Origin of the sequence: Humisphaera borealis (genome assembly GCF_015169395.1) — a bacterium.
GTDB classification, from domain to species: Bacteria; Planctomycetota; Phycisphaerae; order Tepidisphaerales; family Tepidisphaeraceae; genus Humisphaera; species Humisphaera borealis.
Window position 1 is genome coordinate 6,224,841 of record NZ_CP063458.1, and the last position, 19,717, is coordinate 6,244,557.

General features: G+C 61.7%; 12 protein-coding genes and 2 rRNA genes. 4 read left to right on the top strand and 10 right to left on the bottom strand.

Annotated elements, in window-relative coordinates:
- Positions 1-21: 21 nt before the first annotated feature.
- From ybcJ to trmB, 3 genes are all read right to left on the bottom strand, one after another.
- The gene (gene ybcJ / locus IPV69_RS23400) at positions 22-237 is read right to left on the bottom strand and encodes a ribosome-associated protein YbcJ (RefSeq protein WP_206295662.1); all 216 of its coding nucleotides are present in this window, start codon (positions 235-237) and stop codon (positions 22-24) included.
- Positions 238-242: 5 nt separating this feature from the next.
- Positions 243-776, bottom strand: a complete 534-nt coding sequence (locus IPV69_RS23405) for a hypothetical protein (RefSeq protein ID WP_206292150.1) — start codon at positions 774-776, stop codon at positions 243-245.
- A gap of 126 nt (positions 777-902) precedes the next feature.
- Complete coding sequence (trmB, locus tag IPV69_RS23410) at positions 903-1,712, bottom strand: tRNA (guanine(46)-N(7))-methyltransferase TrmB (protein ID WP_206292151.1); 810 nt, start codon at positions 1,710-1,712, stop codon at positions 903-905.
- A 555-nt stretch (positions 1,713-2,267) separates the two neighbouring features.
- Between trmB and IPV69_RS23415 the strand changes: the two genes are divergently transcribed.
- Positions 2,268-2,960 carry a sigma-70 family RNA polymerase sigma factor gene (locus tag IPV69_RS23415; RefSeq protein WP_206292152.1) on the top strand — a complete coding sequence of 231 codons (693 nt, stop codon included), beginning with the start codon at positions 2,268-2,270 and terminating at the stop codon, positions 2,958-2,960.
- Positions 2,961-3,057: 97 nt separating this feature from the next.
- A complete protein-coding gene (locus IPV69_RS23420; protein WP_206292153.1) occupies positions 3,058-5,583 on the top strand; it encodes a hypothetical protein in 2,526 nt (841 codons plus the stop codon).
- 40 nt (positions 5,584-5,623) lie between these two features.
- Here IPV69_RS23420 and IPV69_RS23425 read toward each other — a convergent pair whose 3' ends face one another.
- The 3 genes from IPV69_RS23425 to IPV69_RS23435 form a co-directional block, all read right to left on the bottom strand.
- On the bottom strand, positions 5,624-5,836 hold the full coding sequence (locus IPV69_RS23425; protein WP_206292154.1) for a hypothetical protein: 213 nt from the start codon (positions 5,834-5,836) through the stop codon (positions 5,624-5,626).
- Positions 5,837-5,999: 163 nt separating this feature from the next.
- Complete coding sequence (feoB, locus tag IPV69_RS23430; RefSeq protein WP_206292155.1) at positions 6,000-8,525, bottom strand: ferrous iron transport protein B; 2,526 nt, start codon at positions 8,523-8,525, stop codon at positions 6,000-6,002.
- A 133-nt stretch (positions 8,526-8,658) separates the two neighbouring features.
- On the bottom strand, positions 8,659-8,868 hold the full coding sequence (locus tag IPV69_RS23435) for a FeoA family protein (RefSeq protein WP_206292156.1): 210 nt from the start codon (positions 8,866-8,868) through the stop codon (positions 8,659-8,661).
- A gap of 625 nt (positions 8,869-9,493) precedes the next feature.
- Between IPV69_RS23435 and IPV69_RS23440 the strand changes: the two genes are divergently transcribed.
- Entirely contained in the window at positions 9,494-11,431 is a 1,938-nt protein-coding gene (locus IPV69_RS23440; RefSeq protein ID WP_206292157.1) for a putative bifunctional diguanylate cyclase/phosphodiesterase, read from the top strand.
- A 106-nt stretch (positions 11,432-11,537) separates the two neighbouring features.
- Here IPV69_RS23440 and rrf read toward each other — a convergent pair.
- The 4 genes from rrf to IPV69_RS23460 all read right to left on the bottom strand — a co-directional run bounded on the left by rrf (position 11,538) and on the right by IPV69_RS23460 (position 18,265).
- A 5S ribosomal RNA gene (gene rrf / locus IPV69_RS23445) occupies positions 11,538-11,645 on the bottom strand.
- A gap of 438 nt (positions 11,646-12,083) precedes the next feature.
- Positions 12,084-14,936: ribosomal RNA gene (locus IPV69_RS23450) — 23S ribosomal RNA — on the bottom strand.
- Between the two features lie 1,045 nt (positions 14,937-15,981).
- Positions 15,982-16,365, bottom strand: coding sequence for a DUF1294 domain-containing protein (locus IPV69_RS23455; protein WP_206292158.1), 384 nt, complete (start codon positions 16,363-16,365; stop codon positions 15,982-15,984).
- 637 nt (positions 16,366-17,002) lie between these two features.
- A complete protein-coding gene (locus tag IPV69_RS23460; protein WP_206292159.1) occupies positions 17,003-18,265 on the bottom strand; it encodes a DUF3784 domain-containing protein in 1,263 nt (420 codons plus the stop codon).
- Between the two features lie 314 nt (positions 18,266-18,579).
- On the opposite strand from IPV69_RS23460, the gene pheS reads away from it, so the two are divergent.
- On the top strand, positions 18,580-19,650 hold the full coding sequence (gene pheS, locus IPV69_RS23465) for a phenylalanine--tRNA ligase subunit alpha (RefSeq protein ID WP_206292160.1): 1,071 nt from the start codon (positions 18,580-18,582) through the stop codon (positions 19,648-19,650).
- Positions 19,651-19,717: the final 67 nt, after the last annotated feature.

Here is a 19,717-nt window from a genome sequence, read left to right on the forward strand (position 1 = left end):
GCGCCCCAAGGTGAAGCGTCGTCACCCGACCTTTACGCTACCACCCTCAATCGTCACCGCCTGCCCCCTCTTGATCTTGCACCGCTTGCGCGTCTCGACCACGCCGTCCACCTTTACGCCGCCTTCGGCGATCAGATGCTTGGCGGCGGCACCACTTTCGGACAATCCCACCAGCTTCAGCAGATCGCACAGCGCGATGTGTTCATGGCCTTCGGTCAGTTCGAACTCGAACGTCATTTCACTCACGTCTTCTTCTCCTTCGGGTCGGCGTACTTCGCATGCAGAATCACCGCGATCTGACCGTCATTGGTTTCGACACAGATAAAGCTCACGCCGCTGTTCTGCCAGTTGGGCTTGACCGCTTCGCGGAGAACGCCGGCATCAATCAGCTTATCACGCAGCAGCGTTCTCTCGGCCTCGACCGGTTCGAACGTAACGGCGTTGAACTCTCCCTTTTTGTTGAAGCCGTACAGCACATTGCCCGCAACGCCGGCGAGGGTTTCATTGCCGTTGCCCGTCGTCCATCGTCCGGTAGGCCCTTGGGCCGCCTTGGGAAACTTCGTCTTAAACTTGTCGAGCGGAGTGCCCCAATCGACGCCGTTCCAACCTTTGAGAATCTGGTTGACGACAGGCGCGGGAAACTTAACGGTTTTCTCGGCGGCCTTGTCGGTCGGCTTCTCCGCCTTGTCGGCGGCAGTCAGCGTCTGCGATGACAGGACGCCGATGCACAGGACCGATACGAATACTCGAACAACGCCGGTGTAGGTTCGTTTCATAATCCCGCCTTGAAGTGGATGGTCTGTCAGCTCAAGCGGCCGCGACACCATGAATCATACACACTGCAACCCTCAACGGACCGCCAATTTCCATTCCGGTCCTGCCGACGGACGAAAAACACAGGGTTACCGCCGGCGCAGCTCGGCGTAGTAGATCGGCAGTCGCTTCCGCACGAACTTCGATTCGAACAAGGTCTTCTCGCCGGCGAAGCTGCGGCCCTGCACGTGCTCCATCGCGGCCGGGTCGTTCCAGAAGTCGGCCGACGTCATGGCGATTTCAAACTGGCTCGCGATGCGGCTACTGGGCCCTGGCACATCCGCTGGCCGCATCAGATCGCGGGCGCGAACCCGTGGCGTTCCATTCTCGACACTCTTCTTCTGCCGGGCCGCCTCGAACCATGCCGGTTCCGGCAGGCCGAGCAGCCCGAGCACCCACTGGTAGTACCCGGGGTGGTCGGTCTTGATGACCAGAGCTCCGCCCGGCCGAAGCACCGCATGAACGTCCCCCAGAAACGGCTCGGCGATCAGGCGATTCTTGAGCTGGTTCGGCTCATCACACGGTTCCGGATGGAACACCCACACCTCGTCGACTTCGCCGTCGGCGAAGATCTGCCGCAGGTCCTGAGCCCGGCCGCGAAGCAGGACGACGTTCTTCAACCCCATCGCGGCGACACGCGACGCGCCCTCGTTCAGCGACTTCACCTTCCAGTCGATCCCGACGAATCCCATGGTCGGATGCCTGGCGGCGATCGTGCAGAGAAACCCGGCGTCAAAGCAGCCGACTTCGAAGGTGATTCTTCCGTCAAAACTGTTGCCGATCCTGCATTCGAACTCGTTGCGCCAGGATCCCCGACTCCGAAACAGATCAGAATCGACCCGAACCGGTTCGGACGCGTGCGCTAAGGCATCATTGGGTGGGCTGGACGATTCTGACATGCGATTTCAAGCGAGCGTGCCGCGCACCATACGACCCTTTTAGCGCCATCCCCAAGGGATGGGTGTCGCGCGTTGGGCTCATTAGTACGAACCGAGCAGGGGTTGCAAGTCCCCGTGTTTTAGAAACGCTTCCGCGCGCCGCGCATCCTCCACTGTCGTTTGAACCTTTATCCCTCTACCGCGACTTCACCTGTCGCGGCGCGTTCTGCTCTAAGACTCGCCGGTCCTTTCCCGTAACACGGACGTGCCATGTTCCTCTCCCCAAGGACTCCCAATGCTGCCGAAACCGAAGCGGATACCCAGGTTAACCACGCCGAAACACCGGAATCCCCCGACGTTGACGCTGTGCGCCCACGCTGGCATAGTAGCTTGGCCTCGGTAAGCAAGCCGACGCCCGAGCAAACTCCTGCCTCTGACAGCCGGTCAAGGAAGGCCGGCAGGAACTTGCCTGTGGGTGAAAAGCAGCCCGCCAACGGTCAAAAAGGGCCGCAAACCCTCCGCGAAGAAAGCGCCAGCTTCCGCGGGAACCTTTCGGCTTCTCCTACGTCTAACCCGATGTCGAGCCTGAGTGGAACCCATGACGACGCGGCCGACCTGATCGACGAAAGCGGCTTGCCCGCTTCCGCCGACCAGGCTGCCCGACCCGACGTGGCGATGCTCAGGCGGGCCAAGGCCGGCGATAAGTCGGCGTACGGGCAGATCGTGATCCTGTATCAGGACCGTCTGTTCAACGCCGTCCTTCGCCTGGTCGGCGACCGCGACGAGGCCCTCGAAGTCACTCAGGAAGCGTTCACCCGCGGCCTGATGAAGATCGAGAGCTTTCGCGGCGACGCCTCGCCGTACACCTGGCTCTTCCGCATCGCGATGAACCTGGCGATCAGCCAGCTTCGCAAGGTGCAGAGAGCCCGGACCTTCTCGCTGGACGCACCGATGAGTGGTGGCCGGGCGGGCGGCGGCGGGGCGGGTGGACGAAACGACGACCAGGCCTCGAGCCTGGTCGATCGCGTCGCCCGCCATTCCGACACGCCGGATGCCGAGATCGAGCGGCGCGAGCGCGACCAGCAGGTGCTGAGCGCGCTGGGCCGGCTCGATGCCGAGTACCGCGCGGTACTGGTCCTGCGCGACATCGAGGGCTTTGACTACCAGCAGATGGCCGACATCCTCGGCCTGCCGCTGGGCACCCTCAAGAGCCGGCTCTTCCGGGCCCGTCTGGCGCTCCGGGATGAGTTGAAAGCGTATATGACGTAGGAAGTAGGCAGTAGGCAGTAGGCGGTAGGCAGAAAAGACCATGTTCATTTGAAGTTCTTTTCTGCCTACTGCCTACTGCCTACTGCCTACTGATCGAATGCCCGAGAACCCTCAAGAACAGACCGAAGCCAAGCTGCTGGCCTACATCGAAGGCGAGCTGGATGAATCCGGCCGCGCCGAAATCGAACGCCACATCGAGGCCAACCCCAAGCACCGCAAGCTGCTGGACGAACTGTCCGCAGGCCGTCGGCTGCTGCGGCTGTTGCCGCGCGAAGTCGCCCCGCTTGACCTCTACGAAAATGTCCAGTCTCAGCTCGAGCGCCAGGAGCTGCTGTCATCGGTTTCGACACTGACCGACGGAGCCGGCGGTTCATCGGGAACCGGATACGACATCAACCCCGAGACGGGAAACTTCCGCCTCAGCCGCTGGGGCCGTATTCGCGCCGCGGCGGCGATCGCACTGCTCGCCAGTGGGATTGGCATCGTCGGCTACAACATCACGATGCCGGGCAACTCGCGACCGGTCGCGATCAAGAGCGAACCGGCCTCCCGCGGCAATGGCCTTGCCGAAGCCAGCGGCGCTGGCGCGACCGCCAAGGCACAGCTCGCGATCTCCAATACAGCCGTCGACGAGCTTCGGCGTCTCCGCATGGCCGGCGCGGCCGACCACGTGCGCAATCTGGACGAGGTTCGCTCAGCGCTCGCCGGTGACCGTGTTGCCGCAGCGTCTCCGGAACCCGAACTGCTGCGCCGTTCGGCAACAGACAAGGTGGCAGACAAGGCCGTCCCCGAAGGCGGGGCCGGCGGCGCCGGTCCCGATACCTCCGGCCACGAACCGTTCTACCTGGTCGTCGCCAGCGGCGACCCGGCTTCCGCCCGCGATGACGTGCTTTCCCTGCTGTCGGAGAAGGGGCTGACGTACAGCCGGGTCGCGATGACGCCGGCGATGAGGCCCGACGGCCAGTCGGAACGTCAGTTGCAGGGGGACGCGCCAATCGCCACGGAGCGCAAGCGGAGCGATGGGAAGTCGGATGAGACATCCGCTGTCGGCGGAGCGGCCGGTGCGACTGCGACGGGTGCCACCGCGCCCGGTGCAACGGTCGCTGGGCAACTCGCCGACAAGCGGCCTGCCAGACCGCTTGCCCCGTCGGGCAACGCTTTGCCTGACGGTGGTGGCATCGCCAACGGTTCGCCCGCCCCCGGTGTTGCAGTGGCTGCCACACCAAAGCCAGTCGCCGCGCCGTCTGATCGAGCCGCTGCCAAGGCCGCGGCCGGCCCGGCGGTTGAGGACGTGGTGATCGTCAGGCGCGTCCCGCGCAGCCGGGCGGCGGAACTGGTCGCCGCGATGAACCGGCCGGCCTCGGCGCGATACGCCTTGGCGTACGGCGACGCCAGCGACGCAGGCAACGGCACTGCCAAGGGTGGTGCGTTCAAGTCGTCGTTCGGGGCGGCGGCCGCCGCGCCCGCGAAGAAGATTGCCACCGGAGATGCGGCCAAGTTCACGTCGGCGACGGATGACGGTAATCGCGCCAGGGGCGCGCTCGCCGATGCCACGCCGGGAGCAAAAGATCCCGCCGCCAAGGTCGCTCCGGCCTTGGTCACGCCGGCTCCGTCCGAACCGCCCCCCGCGCCCGCTGCCGCTCCGGCGGGCGGCGTGGCAGAGTCATCCCCCGTCGTCCCTTCGAAGGGGGCGGACGGGCTCGCACCACCCAAGCCGACCGAAGTCGCCGGGGTAGGCCAGACACCGGACGGTAAAACCCGGGGCCAGGCCGTCGAGAAGACGACAGCAAAGAGCAAGGATGAAATCGCCAGCGGCTCGCCGAGGCCAGCGCCCGCGGAGGCGGCTCCTACTCCCGCGCCCGAGATGCCAATGGCGGCCGCTCCCACCCAACTGATCACGCCGTCGACTCCGACACCCGCGCCGATCAGCCAGAACGCCGCCCGCACGGCATCCGCACCAGCACCTGCACCTGCACCATTACCAGCGCCGGCACCACTACCAGCGCCCGCACCGGCACCGAAACAGGCTCTCCAGGCCGAACAACGCGCCGCCGCGCCGCTGGCTGCGAACGAAGCGATCGAACTCGTCTACCTGGATATGCGGGTCAGTAATCGCCCGGTCACGCAGCCGATGAGAATCTCCGCCAAGGGAACGATTTACGTCGCCGGCTTCGGCGAGTTCTCGCTCGCCGGGATGACGCCGTCGCAGGCCGCGGAGAAGCTTTCGTCTTCCCTGCGGGCCAAAACCCCGACCTCCAGGGGCGTCGAAATCCGCCGGTCGGCAGAACCGACGGACCCGGCGGCCGGCGGGCTCGCCCAGGCGGCGCAGGCTCCGGCGCGCGAAGCCCCCGCGATGAAACCCGGCAATACGCCACAGGCGCACGACCCGCAGTCGGGCACCGATCCTGCCCCGTTCATGGATCGCACGGCGAGAAAAGAAGCAAGCTCGATGCCGGCGGGCGCCGCCCCGGCAAAGCCGGGCCTTCGGGCCGCGCCCATGGCCAAAGCATCGCCGGGCGCGGCAGGCCCGTCCGCCGGCGAGGACGACTATGTCGATCTGGTAATTGTCGTACAGCGCGATATGCCCGAATCGGAAAACACCAACCCGGTGCCTCCGCGATAACGGTCCCCCTGATTAGCGGTCGCACCGCAGGTGCACTCTCTTACTTCCGCCGCCGCAGCATGTCCGCCGGGATGTACGCGATGCGGTCCCCCGACGGCGGCGGGGCGGATTTCTCGCCGCCACAACCCTTCGAACAGCAGTTCCCAATCCGGCTTCGCTTCCCGCGAATGGCGCGATACCCCTGCACGCCTACATAACCCAGGCATGCCGCGACGATACTCAAGGCGAGGATGTGCTGGAGGAGCGGAGACATTTCGAGTCCCATCAAATCGGGCGCCGTGATTCCGTCCATCAGTGACACGGGCTTCCAGCCCGTGCGAGCGATGTAGAAGTCGGTCCGTCGTTCGGAACAGGTATCTGAAGCATCACGCACCGCGCACGGGCTGGAAGCCCGTGTCACTGATGCACATTTCGTTCTACGTACCCATCAGCCGCGACCCCACCTGATACACGATCAGGCAGACCACATACGCCAGGACATTCATGTAAAGCATCATGCCCAGCGGCCAGCGCCAGGTGCCGGTTTCGCGGCGGACGATCGCCAGCGTGCTCATGCACTGCATCGCCAGCACGAACCAGACGAGCAGGCTGACGGCCACCAGCGGCGTCCAGACCTTGGTGCCGTCGGGGTAGGTGTCGGCGAGAATGTGTTCGCGAAGCGGCCTGTCATCGTCTTCGACTTCGCCGACGCTGTAGACGACGCCAAGCGACGAGACGAACACCTCGCGAGCGGCGAACGCGGCGACGAGGCCAACGCCCATCTTCCAGTCGTACCCGAGCGGCTTGATCGCCGGCTCCATGAAGTGGCCGATGCGGCCGGAGATGGAGTATTCGGACTGGGCGGCGGCGACGGCTCTCGCGACTTCGTCATCCTCATCGAGGATCGCCTGGGAACGAGCAGCAAAAACTTCGTCGGCGATCGCGCGTCCATCGATTGTCAGATTGATTGGCGAAATCCTCGGCCCTGATTGCTGGCGTCGCGATTCAAACCAACGATACGCTTCATGGTCAAACGTTACCGTCGTCCCGTTGAGGCGTACCTCAACGACAGTATTGGCAGGCAAGTTGGCAAGGCGCTCTTCCACGAATGCACGTGAGGCCCGCTGTTGTGCATTTGGCAAGAGCTGATCGCGAATCGTTGCACCCTTGTCCTCCGGCAGCCGCGGGTAATACCCCATCGCCCAAAGAATGATGGTCAGGCAGAAAATGATCGTCCCGGCTCGCGTCAGGAACTTGGCGGTGTTGCTCCAGACGACACGGATCACCTGCGAAATCTGCGGGATCTTGTAGCTCGGCAGCTCGAGAATGAACGCCTGGGCGGGGCCCTTGAGGAACGTGCGTTTGAAGAAGAAAGCCGTGATGACGGCCGCCACGACACCCAGCACGTAGCAGGCGAGCATGATGCCGCCTTGCGCCAACGCGCCGTAGCCGGCGAAGAAGGTGCCGATCAGCAGTGTGTAGACCGGCAATCGCGCCGAGCAGCTCATGAACGGCGCGACGAAGATCGTCGCCAGGCGGTCCCGGCGATTCTCGATTGTGCGGGTCGCCATGATGCCGGGGATCGCGCACGCGAAGCTCGACAGCAGGGGGATGAATGCCTTGCCGCTCAGGCCGACCTTGCCGAGCAGTTTGTCCATCAGAAACGCCGCCCGGGCGAGGTAGCCGGAGTCTTCCAGGATCGCCAGGAACAGGAACAGCATCGCGATCTGCGGCACGAACACGACCACGCCACCCACGCCTTTGAAGATGCCGTCGCTGATCAGGCTCTTGAGCGCGCCGTCCTCCATCGAACCAGTGAGCTTTTCGCCGGTGCCGGTGATCAGGCCCTCCACCCAGCCCATGATCGGCTCGGCGAGCCAGAAGATGCTCACGAACAACGCCGACATGATCGACGCGAAGATGAGCAATCCCCAGATCTTGTGGACCAGGATCGCGTCGACCTTTTCGGTCGTGTTGCTTGTAGGTGTAGCGTACTGGAGCGTCTTGTCGGCGGACTTGTCGCCGGTCAGGCCCTCACGGGCGTCGGCGAAGGCGCCATCGGTGCGGACGAATGCGCCGCTGGCCCGGGTGACCCGCGACGACAGGCCGTCGATCCACTGGTAGTGGGCTTCGATGTCGGCCTGCATCGGGTCGATGCCGCGGACCTTCAGCCGTTCGAACGAGCCTTTGAGAAGGGCATCGACACTGGGCCGCGCCAGCAGGGGGGCGACGTCGGGGGCGTGATCGCCGATGAGCAGGCGTTCGGCGATCGCCTCGTAACGCTGAGGGTTGATCGGCTTGTCAGCGGGAGAGCCGGCGGCTTCCCCCTCGGCGACGGCGAGCCCGCCGGCCAGAAGCAGGAGCTCCTCCCGCATCGCGTCCTTCACCGGCCAGGCCGGCAGCGGGGCGATCGCGGCCCGGGCGACGGCGGCTTTCAGTTCTTCGATCCCCTTGCGCTTGTGACCGACCACCGGAATCACCGGCACGCCGATCTCTTTCGACAACGCCTCGGCGTTGACGAAGATCCCGCGCCGCTCGGCGACGTCGGTCATGTTCAGCGCGACCACCATCGGCCGGCCGAGCTCGATGAGCTGGCTGACCAGATACAGATTCCGCTGCAGATTGCTGGCATCGACGACGACGATCACGACATCGGGTGCGGGGGTGTCGTTCCGCAAGCCGCGGAGCACCTCCATCGCGACCTGCTCGTCGGGGCTGCGGCTGATCAGGCTGTAGGTTCCGGGAAGATCGATGACGTCGAGCCAGCGGGCGTCGCCGAGCTTGCACCGGCCGGTCTTCTTCTCGACGGTGACGCCGGGGTAATTCGCGACCTTCTGCCGCAGGCCGGTCAGGGCGTTAAAGATGGTCGTCTTACCGGAATTCGGGTTGCCAGCCAGTGCGACCACCAGCGGCTTGTCGGGGGAGACGGGGAGCGGTGTGTACTCGAGCGGGCTGGAGGTCATGGCGAGTGCTGAGGCGAGAGTGCTGAGTGCTGCGTAGGAATGAGTAGAGCGTATTGCGTAACGTGCCGGGGCCTCGTTACGCAATACGCTCTACGCATCAGGCCTTCTCAAGGCCACGGCGATTCGGTTGCGATTACGTTTGTGCGATCGTCACATGCTTGGCCTGTTCGCCACGGAGCGAAAGGTGATAACCGCGTAGGCGGAACTCAATCGGGTCGCCGAGTGGGGCCCGGCGGATCACTTCGACCGTCGCCCCATTGCAGAAACCCATCTCCAAAAGCCGGCGACGGACTTCAGAATCGCCGCTGACGGAGACCACGTTACCCCGGCAACCGATCCCCAAGGTGTTCAGGGCACAGGTCGAGGGACTCTGGCAAACGTTGCAAGTTTCGCTTTGACAAGGCTTTTGCATTGGAAGGCTCCGAGTGGTCGGCAGCGGAACGGGCCATGGGGCCGACTCACCCTTATCACTACCATCGGAATTATACGACGTTGAGACTGAGTTGCAATACAAAATGAACTTCGGCTCAAACGTCAAACGACTGTCATCGGTCACTCGACGAGCCGACCCCCCCATGGCGTGCATTCAACCGATGTTTCATCCTCGAAACTGACGGAGTGCGCTGCTGCATTCTTAACCATATTCAAGTTGAGTCATGCGAGGGGCATTCCGATGCAGATGCTGGGTCGGTGCGCCAGCGGGGATAGGTCCCCTTGGCGGACGGATTGCCTTGCTCACGCAGACATCTCGGGAACGTGGCGGTAAGTGAGCCGTGGGAGATCGCAATGCCGGTAAGCAGGAAAACACATCCAGGGCGCTCGGCGACCCTTTTGACACTGCGAGATTCCCGCGGCCGCTCGACGTTTTTCGCCCTCGAGATTCCGATCCGCTCCGCCGATCAATCGACCGCCGCCCTGACCGCGTCGTCCGTCGCCCGCGGCACTTCGACCTGGAAAGGGGTAGCGGCTTGAACCCTGTCCTGCCGTCATCCGTATCGGTCGCATCGGCCTCGCCCCGACGGATCCTTGTCGTTGACGACAACGAGGCCATTCATGAAGACTTCCGCAAGATCCTCCTCGACGCGCGGCGGGACGAGGCGATGGAGGACGACGAAGCAGTCCTGTTCGGCGTGAAGGCGCCGACCGGTCCGACCGTCGAGTTTCGCATCGAATCGGCACTGCAGGGGCAGCAGTCACTCGAACTCGTGGAAGCCGCCGTCCGCGCCGGCGACCCTTACATGCTGGCCTTTGTCGACATGCGCATGCCCCCCGGCTGGGACGGTGTACAGACGATCAAACGGCTTTGGCAGGCAGATCCGAATCTTCAGATCGTCATCTGCACGGCGTATTCCGACTATTCTTGGGAGGAGATCGCCGGCGAACTCGGCCCCACGGACCGGATGCTCATCCTGAAAAAGCCGTTCGATGATGTCGAGGCCCGGCAGCTCGCCGCGGCGCTGACGCAGAAATGGCTTGCGACCCGCAGCGCCGAGATGAAACTGGTCGAGCTGGAAAGCCTGGTCGTCGCCCGAACCGCCGAGCTTCGCCAGACTGCGCTACAGGACCGACTCACCGGGCTGGCCAACCGCGAACTGCTGATCGACCGCCTTAACCAGGCGATGCACCAGCGGCGGCGTGATCCGGCGTACCGATTCGCGCTTCTGTTCATCGACTTCGACCGCTTCAAGGTCGTCAATGACAGCCTGGGGCACGACGTCGGCGACGCTCTGCTGATGTCGATCGCCGAGCGGCTTCGCGATTCCACTCGCGCGACCGACTGCCTGGCTCGAACATCGGTCGGCGAGGCCGCGGGCATGCTGCCGGCACGACTGGGTGGAGACGAGTTCCTGGTGCTTCTGGACGGACTGGCCGCCGAGGTCGATGCCGCACGTGTCGCCGAACGCCTGCTGGCCGATCTGGCCGCTCCGCACGAGATCAAAGGGCACCTGGTACACAGCACCGCGAGCATTGGGGTTACATCGTCGTTCGTGAACTACGATACGGCCGAGGCGATGATTCGCGATGCCGACACGGCGATGTACCGCGCCAAGTTCGCGGGAAAGAACCGCTACGTGCTCTTCGACCAGAAGATGCACGACGACGCAGTCGCCCGCCTGACACTGGAAAATGACCTTCGCCGAGCCGTCGTCGAGGGGCAGTTCGTGCTTTACTACCAGCCGATCGTTTCGCTGTCGCGCGGCAGGATCGCCGGCTACGAAGCGCTGATCCGCTGGCGGCGACCGGACGGCAGTATCGTCATGCCACTGGAATTCATTCCGCTGGCCGAGGAGATCGGTGTCATCACCGAGATCGGCAACTGGACGATGCGCGAAGCCTGCCGGCAACTGGCACAGTGGCGGGGGAGCCATCCGGAGCGGATGGAGGGGGTCACGATGAGCGTGAACCTTTCACGCCGCCAACTGAGCTCGCCGGCGCTGGTGGACCAGATCCGGCAAGCCTACGGCGATGCCGGCCTGCCGGCGGATCGGCTCATCCTGGAAATCACCGAGAACGCGATCATGCAGGATGCCGAGGGGGCAGTTGAGGTTCTGAAACAGATTCGCGGCCTGGGCGTCGAACTCCACATGGACGACTTCGGAACGGGGTACTCGTCCCTGAGCTGCCTTCACCGATTCCCGATCAGCGGACTGAAGATCGATCGTTCGTTCGTACAGAACGTCGGCGAACGACGTGATTATGCCGCCGTCGTGAACGCGATCATCGCGCTGGCGCAGAATCTGGGGATGGCACTGGTGGCCGAGGGAGTCGAGACGACCGGTCAGCTGGCGATGTTGCAGTCACTGGGGTCGGAGCTGGCGCAGGGTTTCCTGTTCGCCAAGCCGCTGGAGGCGGGTAAGGCATTGGAGTTCGCGGAGCATCCGACGCGGCTGGCTTTCGCAGCCTGAGGCACGATGGCAGGGGGGCGGCGAGGGGATAAGGAAAAGAGTGAGCGGTAGCCAAACGAACAACGCCCGGCTCTCGGTGAAGAGAGCCGGGCGTTGGGATGTAAATTGCCGGCAGTGACCTACTTTCCCGCTGACGCAGTATCATCGGCCCCGCGGGCTTAACGACCGTGTTCGGAATGGGAACGGGTGTGGCCCCGCGGGTATAGCCACCAGCAAAGGCCGAGTACATCGTTTCCGGTGTACTCGGCTTGTATTGCCAAGTAAATGTAAGGTTCAAGTCGTCGTCCGCGTCACTCGCGTTGCGAGGACGGCAGAGACGTTAATCATATGCTTCGTAAAGGGTTCTTCTAATTCAGACTCTTCATCACCGATCGGGTTGCTGATCAGGACAGAACTCTCCGAGCTCATTGCGGAACTCTTCGAACTCTTGTCCGTTCCAGGCAAGCCGATGGGCTTGTCAAGGATGGATCAGTCGAACCACTCTGCGACCCGCAGGGCGTTAAGCCCTGCGTTTGTATCGTCGAGCGTGACGAGCGAGGCACTCAGCAGTGGGAGTCTTTCGACATTGAACGCTTACGCATTGTCTGTCTACTGACTACCGACGACTGACTACTTCAACTCATCGCCTCTTTTGCAACGATGATCGATAAAAGTGGTCAAACTGTCGACCGTTAGTACCGGTAACCTGAAGCTATTTCTAGCCGTACAGCTCCGGCCTATCAACCGGGTGGTCTACCCGGGGTCTCTCGCGGACGAATCCGCATGGAATCCTCGTTTTGGCATTGGCTTCACGCTTAGATGCTTTCAGCGTTTATCCGTTCCCGACATGGCTACCCAGCCGTGCCCTTAGCAGGACAACTGGTACACCAGGGGTCAGTCCTTCCAAATCCTCTCGTACTATGGAAGAATTGCCGTCAAGATTCCCACACCCACAGCAGATAGGGACCGACCTGGCTCACGCCGGTCTGAACCCAGCTCGCGTACCACTTTAATTGGCGAACAGCCAAACCCTTGGGACCGCCTTCAGCCCCAGGATGTGATGGGCCGACATCGAGGTGCCAAACCGCACCGCCGCTATGGACGCTCGGGTGCGATCAGCCTGTTATCCCCAGCGTACCTTTTATCCGTTGAGCTATGGCCCTTCCACACGGGACCACAGGATCACTAGGACCGCCTTTCAGCTCTGCTCGTGCTGTAGCACTCGCAGTCAAGCGGGCTTATACCCTTGCGCTCGACGACCGATTGCCAACCGGCCTGAGCCCGCCTTTGTACTCCTCCGTTACTCTTTTGGAGGAGACCGCCCCAGTCAAACTAACCACCTAGCACGGTTCCCTGACCAGATTCATGGCACAGGGTGAGATGACGAATGCAAACAGGGTGGTATTTCACCAACCGCTCCCCGCTGGCCAGAACCAGCGGATCAACGCGTCCCACCTATCCTACGCAGTCCACAACCGGCATCAGTACCAGGCTATAGTAAAGGTGCATGGGGTCTTTCCGTCTTGCTGCGGGGAGGCGGCATCTTCACCGCCACTTCAATTTCACCGAGTCTGCGGTCGAGACAGCGCCCAAGTCGTTACGCCGTTCATGCACGTCGGAACTTACCCGACAAGGAACTTCGCTACCTTAGGACCGTCATAGTTACGGCCGCCGTTTACGGGGGCTTCGGTCGCCAGCTTTGGGACGTATCCCTAACCGACTTCCTTAACCTTCCCGCACCGAGCAGGCGTCACACTGTATACATCCTCTTGCGAGTTAGCACAGTGCTGTGTTTTTGATAAACAGTCGCCCAGGCTGATTCCTGCGCCCTCTCTTGCGAGGAGGGACCCCTTCTCCCTAAGTTACGGGGTTAGATTGCCTAGTTCCTTAACCGCAGTTCTCTCGAGCGCCTGAGGATACTCTCCTCGCCTACCTGTGTCAGTTTTAGTACGGACAGTGCTTTGCCTGCAGTGCTTTTCTCGGCTCTTTCGCCACAGACTTCGGCAACAAAACGGCCTCGATCTTGCGAAACCTCCACGACTAATCGGAGGATCTGCTTGGAAAAAGCGCACACTGCTTTGATCTCTACACCGGTGCAGGAATATTAACCTGCTGTGCATCGTCTACGCCTTTCGGCCTCGACTTAGCTCCCGACTAACCCTGGGCGGATTTACCTTCCCCAGGAAACCTTAGGCTTTCGGCGTGCAGGATTTTCACCTGCATTATCGTTACTCATGCCGGCATTCTCACTTGTAATCGCTCCACCACTCCTTACGGTATGGCTTCAATGCGGATTACAACGCTCTTCTACCGCTGCTTACGCAGCTCGCTGCTTCGGTATCCAACTTATTCCCGATCATTTACGGCGCCGCTCTGCTCGACTAGTAAGCTATTACGCACTTTTTAAATGGTGGCTGCTTCTAAGCCAACATCCTAGCTGTCACAGCAGAATGACTTCCTCACGAACTAAGTTAGATTTAGGGACCTTAGCAGGCGATCTCGGTTGTTTCCGTCTCGACCGCGAAGATTATCCCTCGCGGACTCACTCCCAGGGTACGTCCTATGGTATTCGGAGTTTGGTAGAGGCGTGTAGGCGGGTAGCCCCACGTCCTCTTTCAGTAGCTCTACCCCCATAGGATATTTACCTGAGGCTGCCCCTAAAGGCATTTCGAAGAGAACCAGATATCTCCCCGTTTGATTAGACTTTCACTCCTCCCCGCAGCTCATGCCAGAACTTTTCAACGTTCACGGCTTCGGTCCTTCTGTCCCTTTTACGGAACATTCAACCTGGCCACGGGTAGATCACGGGGTTTCGGGCCGCACGCACACAACTCAACGCCACTTTAAGACTCGCTTTCGCTTCGGCTCCGGTGCTTGACACCTTAGCCTTGCTGTATACGTGCACTCGCCGGCCCATTATGCAAAAGGTACGCCGTCACCCATTCCCTTGCGGGCATAGGGCTCCGACCGCTTGTAAGTGTATGGTTTCAGGTACTTTTAACTCAGCTAACAGCTGTACTTTTCATCGTTCAATCGCCCTACTTGTTCACTATCGGTCATCGAGGAGTATTTAGCCTTGGCCGGTGGTCCGGCCAGCTTCACACGGAGTTCCACGAGCTCCGTGCTACTCTGGTACGCCTCTCAACGCCTATTACACTTTTCACATACGGGGCTTTCACCCGCTATGGCCGGCCATTCCAAACCGTTCTGTTAAGTGCTTTTCAGCTCGAAGCGCCCGCAACCCCGGGACGAATCCCGGTTTGGGCTTTTCCGTGTTCGCTCGCCGCTACTGACGGAATCCATGTCTGTCTCTGTTCCTGCGGTTACTTAGATGTTTCAGTTCACCGCGTTCGCTCTACCTGCCCTATACATTCAGGCAGGAGTCACCCGAAGGTGGGGTTTCCCCATTCGGAAATCTCCGGATCAACGCTTGTTTGCCAGCTTCCCGGAGCTTATCGCAGGCTACAACGTCCTTCATCGCCTCTCGATGCCAAGACATCCACCATACACCCTTAAGAGTTTGACCACATTTATCGATCACCGTCATTCGGATTGCCAATCGCTCATTGCCGATCGCCGATTGAGTTTCCTCAACCTGCTAACGACCACTTGCTCCTGGCAACTCGAAGGCATCGCAGCCAGACTTGGAAGAAGTTACTTCCCAAGCCCAACTCGGTGCCACAACGGGCGAGTTGCAACGTCGTCGGAAAACCAGGCCTCGTGCACGAGTGCTTCGATCTCGACCGCCTGACCTTTCGATCATTCAATCTCAACCTTCAACACCCGAACCTTCAGCCTGCCGACGCGATTCGATAACGGATCAGTCGCCAAAAAAGGTGCTCGACGACACCTCCCCGACCTGTTCCTATAGAACACAGATCAAGACGAAAAGACCTGCTGGCTGGGTGCCAGCTAAAAATGGGGAGGCGTCGCAGAGGTTTACTTTACTTACAGTAAACCTTGAACCTTATCATTCACTTGTCAAAGAGCTGCATTCATCACCGACCGGTTCGCTTTGCGAACCAGTCGACAATAAATGCTTGTCCGCCAAACGCGGACGGGAGAGCCGAATACAGTCGGCGGCTTTCCCGTTCGAGTTCTCTGCGAACCTCGATACACTGCAGATTCAGATGTCGTCAGGACTTCGAGTCGCCGATTTGCCATCGGCAACCCTTACGAGAGGGGCCTTTAGCGGGGTGACCGGCGGTAAGCGTTGGTGTTGACCAAGCAGTTCCTCGTGTAGCCTTACGTATCTTCGTTGCGTCCCGTTCGTTTCGGGTCGCGAATCTTACCTTTCAATTTCGGTCCGTCAAGCACAGTCACTGCATTTTTTCGCGGACCGTGTCTCGCGTCGAGTCAGGCTTAAGTGCCTTCCCCAACGCGGGTCGCGGAATATACAGAGTGCGAATCGGTCTGCAAGGGCGCGTGGACAAAAATTAAACGCCACGTCGCCGCGAATCCTCCGAAAGCACGACGACAAAAGCCGCAATCCGCCGTGGGCACGACGAACAAATGAGACACCAAAAGCAGGTTCCTCACGCGCGTTAAAGTTCTTGAGGCCTGGCATTCGTTCAATGCCGACTCAGATAGATCCAGGCGGCAATCAGCAGCAACTGCAGACCGAAGATTCCCCAGAACAGTCGCTGGAAGCTCCCCTTGATGGTCTTGTGCCGAAAGAGCCGCTGGCCGCAGAAGGCACCGGGTGTACCGCCGACAAAGGCATGCGTGTGAAGCACTTTCTCAGGGACGCGCAACCCGCCGGTCGAAGCCTGGCGCTTGTCGAAGCCGTAGAGCAGCAGCGTGGTCACATTGATCGCCGCAAGGTAGGCCCAGACCCCGTGCCATCGCGCGCCCCAGTAAGCCGTGCAAGCCAGCAGGGCGGTCAGCAGTCCTCCGATGACATAGAAGAGCCGATAGGGAGACACGCGTGCGGAACGAGCTAGATTGCGGGGCATGCAGCGGTTTTGACCCGCGGCGTAGCCTGGCGTCAAGAGACCGTGCTCGACGGGTTCAGGACATTGCGGGCTCGACGCCGCCAAAAAAAGTGCCCCCGGCGCGGGGAAGACGCCGGGGGCTCAGGGGAGGTAGGGTGCTTATGTGAGAGGCTTAAAGACTCCGTTGTAGCTCTGGCCGAAATCCGCCGCCTCTCACGCTGTTTCGTTTGGCCGCTGCCGTGCGGCATCGTCGCTTTATTGTAGGCCGCTCAGCAGTCCGCAGAGCATGAGGTACGCGACCACTGCGACCCAACCCACCAGCACCGTCGAAAGTTTAGTCTCCATAATCCCGTCTCTCTTTCACAGGCTCGGCTAATTACCGGTCCTCGAAAGAACAGACAGGGGATAAGACGCCTCGGTTAGTGGGCCCGTTCGTTACAAACGGCTCCGGTTTGTGGAACAGGCATCCACAACGTCAGCATAGGATTGAATGCCGCAAACTGCGGTGCTGCCAAGGTCACAGGGCCACGGTTTTCAGCGAGAAAAAGACCGATTTGGCAAGATGTAGGGTGTAGGCGACCCCGATAGACCTGATCCGGGCAGTCGGGATCGGAGAGTGGCGCCGCCGAGCGGCGATTCGGCGTTCCCAAGGACCGGTTTATGCCCGATCTTCCGCTTCCTGTCGCTTCTGCACTTTTGCCCACATTGCCTCGCGGAAAGGCGTGAAATCGGTCGCAACCCGGTCGGCAAACTTCACGTGGTCGCCAGCCTGCCACTCGCAGAGAAGTGCCTTCCCATCGGCGGTGCCGTCGACCTCCAACGCGTAGTAGAGCACCAGGGGCGACCGCTCTATGACTGCGCCGTCCTGCCGAACGTAGGACCGAAGCACGATGCCGACGTACACCGCCTCGCCCCGATCCTTGGCCGGCGGCATCGTGATGATCGCCGACGAGTAGGGGCCGACCTGCGTCATCTCGGCTTCAAGTCCCGTCGGCGGGGCGGCCTGCGGGTCGATGCCGGCGGTGTGGCAGGTCGCCTCCCAGAGATCACGCAGGTACTTCGTGCCGCCTGCACCCTGAAGGACGCCCACGACTGTTGCGGGATCGCCGACGACGGCCTTGCGGAGCGTCTGGTGGGCGAAACGGTGGTGGACGATGCGATCGGCGGCGACCGCCGACGCTGGGGCAACACCCGCCGTGCGGGCGGCAACGGGACGATCGGAAAATCTGGTGTCGGCCGATGCCGTCGTCACAGGTCCGCCGACATACGACGGCGAGAACATCAGCGATCGAACCGCCGCGACCTGCATAAACATCGACAAGCCGGCGACGAGAATCGCTACCATGGTCATGGGCGGCGTCACGCCATTCCGCAGCATCGACGCGACGGCCCAGATCGCATAGCCCATCGCCAGGCCAGTGACCACGACGCCCAGGATCGCTCCGGCACGCCGAACGTTGATGTGCAGGAACGCCAGGTGACCCAGGACACCGACAAGACCCGCAATTGCCAGACCGGCACCGAGGATGAACAGCGAAGCCTCGCTGGTCATGCCCATCTGCCGGCCGAGGATCTGGGCGTCATACGCCTTGCGGTTCTCGGGGGTCAGCTCGTCAGGCAGGATCGGCTGGCCGGCCTTGGGGTGGCCGTCTTTCCAGACATAGCCGGTGCCGGTGATCTCGGGATACGCCTCCTTCGAGCCGAGCAGGTGCTTGCCGTAGTTCATCCCCAGGAACATGAACAGCAGGCCCATGCCGACGGCGAGGAAAATGTCGAGAAAGCCGAGCGGCCCCTCTTCTTCGTAGTCGTAACGGCGGCGGGTGCCATACTCGAGCGGGTCACGCGGGGCGTCCGCTGTCGGCTGCGCCTGTGGCGTGTTTTCCCGGGTCTTGGAGAGTTTTGGGAGCTTGGAGAGGTCCATGGGCGCTTCCCCCGTGGCACGGGCGTCTCGCCCGTGCGGCTTGGCCGGCAAAACAGTTCAAAAGACACGGGCGGGAAGCCCGTGCCACCACAATGCGAGATGTCCGCTTGACCCGCCTCGCATCCGCCGCAGAATGTACCGCTTCGCCGGGCGGAGGGCCATTTCGCCGGGTGCTGCAGTCCGCCGTAGGGTGGGGTTCACCCCACTAAGCGGCATACGAGAACCTGTTGTGTTGACTTCGCGAGCGGATTTGCCGGCGCGGACACAGCTTGCCAGACCACGCATCGTGGTGGGGTGATCCCCACCCTACATTTATGCCCGACGTCTTTGCCGAACTCGACGACCTGTCCCGCCAGGCCGCTGCCGATCTTGCCACCGTCGCCACCAACGACGCGCTGGAGCAGTACCGCATCAAGTACCTGGGATCGAACGGGATCCTCAAGGCCAAGATGTCGCTCATCGGCGCCGCGCCGCCGGATCAGAAGAAAACGGTGGGGCAGAAGCTCAACGCGATCAAAGCCGAGATCAACACCGCGTTCGACGCGAAGAAGACCGCGATCACCGACTCGGCCGGCGAGCCAGGCATGGACGTGACCGAGCCCGGGCTTCGGCCCGCGGTCGGGAACAAGCACATCCTGATGAAGGTCATTGGCGAGCTGACCGACTTGTTCGGCCGAATGGGTTTCAGCGTCGCCAGCGGGCCGGAAGTGGAGGATGAGTTCCACAACTTTGTCGCGCTGAACATCCCGGAGAGCCATCCGGCACGGGATCCGATTGATAACTTCTATCTGGATGTAGGGTCCGCCTTGGCGGACGTTACGAAGGGACCGACAAACTCTTCCGCTACGCAGACGAACGCGTCCGCCAAGGCAGACCCTACGGGGCTCCGTCTTCTCCGCACCCAGACCTCCACCGTGCAGATTCGCGTTATGGAGACGCAGAAGCCGCCGATCCGGGTGGTGATCCCCGGGCGGGTGTATCGGCCGGACACGGTGGACGCGACGCACCTGTTCATGTTCCACCAGCTCGAGGCGCTGGTCGTCGACACGAACGTGACGATGGTGGACCTCAAAAGCACGGTGATGCAGTTCGTCCACGCCTACTTCGGCCAGGACGCGAAGGTGCGGTTCCGCCCGAGCTTCTTCCCGTTCACCGAGCCGTCGGCCGAAGTGGACGTCTGGTTCGAAGACAAGCAGCGGTGGATCGAGCTAGGCGGGTGTGGGATGGTCCACCCGAACGTACTGCGCGCGTGCAACATCGACCCGGAGGTCTATTCGGGCTGGGCGTTCGGCTTCGGTATCGAACGCATCGCAATGCGGAAGTACGGCATCACGGATATTCGCTACTTCATCGAGAACGATGTGCGGTTCTTGCGGCAGTTCTAAATGAAGTGCTGAGTCGAAAACGCAAACGCACGCGGGACGGACCTTTCGGCCCGTCCCGCGTGGCAAT